Raw genomic sequence first — 3,676 nt, forward strand, 5'->3', positions numbered from 1 at the left:
GGGCGCGGCAGGTGGTGATCAGCGTGCCCACCGACGTCAAGCGTACCCCCTATTTCTGCGCCGGCTGCCCCCACAACACCTCCACCCGGGTGCCCGAGGGCAGCAAGGCGCTGGCGGGTATCGGCTGCCACTTCATGGCCACCTACATGGAGCGCGACACTGGCACCCACACCCACATGGGCGGCGAGGGCGCCAACTGGATCGGCCAGGCGCCGTTCACCAAGACCACGCACGTGTTCCAGAACCTGGGCGACGGCACCTATTTCCATTCCGGCCTGCTGGCCATCCGCGCCTGCGTCGCCGCCAACGTGAACATCACCTACAAGATCCTGTTCAACGACGCCGTGGCCATGACCGGCGGCCAGCCGGTGGACGGGGTCATCACCGTGCCGGCGATTGCCAACCAGGTGCGTTCCGAGGGCGTGCAGCGCATCGCGGTAATGAGCGACGAGCCGGAGAAATACACTGACAAGGCACTGTTTCCCGCCGCCACCAGTTTCCACCACCGGGATGAGCTGGACGCGGTACAGCGGGAATTGCGGGATACCGCAGGCGTTACCGTTCTTATCTACGACCAGACCTGCGCCGCGGAGAAGCGGCGCCTGCGCAAGAAGGGCGCCTACCCGGACCCGGACCGGCGCATGTTTATCAACCAGGCCGTGTGCGAGGGCTGCGGCGACTGTTCCGTGCAATCCAACTGTCTCTCCATCTACCCGGTGGACACCGAACTCGGGCGCAAGCGCAAGATCGACCAGTCCTCGTGCAACAAGGACTATTCCTGCGTCAAGGGCTTCTGCCCCAGTTTTGTGTCGGTGCTCGGCGGCCGCCTGCGGCGTTCGACGGCGGACCCCGTTGGCGATGAGCTCGAAAGCCGGGTGGCGGGGCTGCCGCTGCCGGCGGAGGCAGCCCTCAGCGACAACTTCAACCTGCTGGTGGCGGGTATTGGCGGCACCGGCGTAGTCACCGTGGGCGCATTGATCACGATGGCCGCACACCTGGAGGGCAAGGGTGCCAGCGTGCTGGATTTCACCGGCTTCGCCCAGAAGGGTGGGGCGGTGATCAGCCACATCCGCATCGGCAGCAGTCCCGCCGCGCTCAACCAGGTGCGCATTGCCGACGGCTGTGCCGACGCCGTGGTCGCCTGCGATATCGTGGTCGGCACCGATCCGCGCACGGTGCGGGTGCTGGCCCGGGAGCGGACCCGGGTGCTGGTCAATCACAGCGAAGTGCCCAGCGGCCAGTTCGTGCGCAACCGCAACGCCGATATCCGGATGCGCGAGCGCGAGGCCGCCATAACGGCCGCGGTTGGCGAGGAACGGCTGCACACGGTGCCCGCCAACGAACTGATGGAGCGCATTCTCGGCAATACGGTCTACGCCAACGTGTTCCTGCTGGGCCACGCCTGGCAGCAGGGCCTGGTGCCGGTGTCGCTGGCGGCCCTGGAACAGGCGCTGGCCCTGAACGGCGTCAACGTGGCGGAAAACCTGCAGGCTTTCGCCTGGGGCCGGGTGGCGGCGGTGGACGCCGACTATGTGGCCCGGGTCGCGGGACTGGTGCAGGTACCGTCCCTGCCGCCGAGCCTGGAGGAGATTGTCGAGCATCGCGCGGGCCTGCTGGTGCAGTACCAGAACGAATCTCTGGCCCGGGAATACCGCGATTTTGTCGCCGCCGTAAAGGCCAGGGAGCAGGCAATCAAGCCCGGTAGCACGGCTCTTGCAGAGGCTGTGGCGCGCAACCTGTACAAGCTGATGGCCTACAAGGACGAGTATGAAGTCGCCCGGCTGTATACCGACGGCGAGTTCCGCAAGCAGCTGGAGGCGACCTTTGAGGGGGATTACACCCTGCAGTTCCATCTCGCGCCGCCCGTGTTCAGCCGTGGTTTGGACGAACAGGGGCGGCCGCGCAAGCGCAGCTTCGGGCCGTGGATGCTGCGGGCCTTTGCCCTGCTGGCACGCTTTCGCGGCTTGCGCGGTACCCGGCTTGATCCCTTTGGCTACCATCCGGACCGGCGCCAGGAGCGGGCCCTGATCGTCGACTACCGGGCGCTGGTGAGCGAGTTGCTGGCGGAGCTGGCCCCTGGCAACTTCGAGCTGGCGTTGCAAGCCGCCCGGCTACCCGAGGATGTACGCGGTTATGGTCCGGTCAAGGCGGAATCTGTGGCCCGTTACCAGCAGCAGCGGGCGGAGCTGCTGCAGCGCTTCCACGATCCGCTGGCCGCAGTGCAGTTATACGCCGCCGCGGGTGCCGGTGTCGGCGCCTGACCCTCGCCCGCAAGGCGGCTGGTGCCGTCGCCGGAGCGGGCTCAGGCCGCCAGCAGGCGCTCGCGGGCGGCGGCGTATTCCCGCTGCAGGCGCGCCACCAGCTCCGCGACCGGCAGGATTTCCCTGACCGCGCCGATGCCCTGGCCGCAGCCCCAGATATCCTTCCAGGCCTTGCTGTCACTGTTGCCGCCGGAGCCAAAGTTCATTGCCGAGGGGTCGCTCTCGGGCAGCTTGTCCGGGTCCAGCCCCGCCGCCTCGATGGAGGGGCGCAGGTAGTTGCCGTGGATGCCGGTGAACAGGTTGCTGTAGACGATATCGGAGGCGCCGCAGTCCACCACCGCCTGCTTGTAGGCCTGCTCGGCGTTGGCCTCCACGGTGGCGATAAAGGCGGAGCCGATATAACCCAGGTCCGCCCCCATGGCCTGGGCAGCGAGGATGGCATCGCCGGTGGCGATAGAGCCCGACAGCAGCAGCGGGCCGTCGAACCAGGCGCGGATTTCCTGTATCAGGGCGAAAGGTGAGATCGGCCCGGCGTGGCCGCCGGCGCCGGAGGCGACCGCGATCAGGCCATCGGCGCCCTTCTCGATGGCCTTGCGGGCAAAGCGGTTGTTGATGATGTCGTGCAGTACGATGCCGCCGTAGGAGTGCACCGCCTCGTTGACGAACTCCTTGGCGCCAAGCGAGGTGATCACGATCGGCACCTTGTACTTCACGCACAGCTCCAGGTCGTGCTGCAGGCGATCGTTGGAGCCGTGCACGATCTGGTTGACCGCAAACGGTGCCGCCGGAGTGTCGGGGTTGGCGGCGTCCCAGGCGTCCAGCTCGGAGGTGATCTGCTGCAACCACTCCTCCAGCTTTTCCGCCGGGCGGGCATTCAGCGACGGGAAAGAACCGACGATTCCGGCCTTGCACTGGGCGATGACCAGGTCCGGATTGGAAATGATGAACATGGGGGCAGCGACGGCCGGCAGGCGCAGGCGGCCCTGGAGGGAGGCGGGAAGTGCCATTGGGGTAGTCTCCGGGTAAGTGTCAGGGGGCGATGTGTGCAATTTATTGCATAAAAAAATTATATGCAACCTTTTGCATAAAAAAGGCGTCGGGAGTAAGCTGGACAAATTCGTTTACGAGGACGCCCGACACCGCCATGGCCCTGTCCCACGCCATCATGACCGCGCTGCTGGAAGACGAGATGTCCGGCTATGAGCTGGCCAAAGCCTTCGATGTGTCGCTGGGCCTGTTCTGGCGCGCCAGCCACCAGCAGATCTACCAGGAATTGCACAAGCTGGCGGACAAGGGTTGGCTGCGGCGGGAAACCGTGCCCCAGGCCGGCAAGCCGGACAAGATCGTCTACGGCCTGACGGCCCCGGGACAGGAGGCCCTGGCGGACTGGGTGCTGGGCAACGGCCGGGTACAGG

General features: G+C 66.3%; 3 protein-coding genes. 2 read left to right on the forward strand and 1 reads right to left on the reverse strand.

Annotated features, from left to right (window positions below; genetic code table 11):
• The coding region (locus RJQ10_RS14700; RefSeq protein WP_350147916.1) for an indolepyruvate ferredoxin oxidoreductase family protein at window positions 1-2,261 on the forward strand (2,261 nt) is incomplete at its 5' end.
• A 41-nt stretch (window positions 2,262-2,302) separates the two neighbouring features.
• Here the strand turns inward: RJQ10_RS14700 and RJQ10_RS14705 are convergent.
• Window positions 2,303-3,268 (reverse strand): NAD(P)H-dependent flavin oxidoreductase, encoded by a 966-nt coding sequence (locus tag RJQ10_RS14705; RefSeq protein WP_350147918.1) that lies wholly within the window; start codon window positions 3,266-3,268, stop codon window positions 2,303-2,305.
• Window positions 3,269-3,405: 137 nt separating this feature from the next.
• On the opposite strand from RJQ10_RS14705, the gene RJQ10_RS14710 reads away from it, so the two are divergent.
• Window positions 3,406-3,676, forward strand: a 271-nt coding sequence (locus RJQ10_RS14710) for a PadR family transcriptional regulator (protein ID WP_350147920.1), incomplete at its 3' end; no start/stop codon positions are given.

The organism is Haliea sp., assembly GCF_040222615.1.
GTDB lineage: Bacteria > Pseudomonadota > Gammaproteobacteria > Pseudomonadales > Halieaceae > Haliea.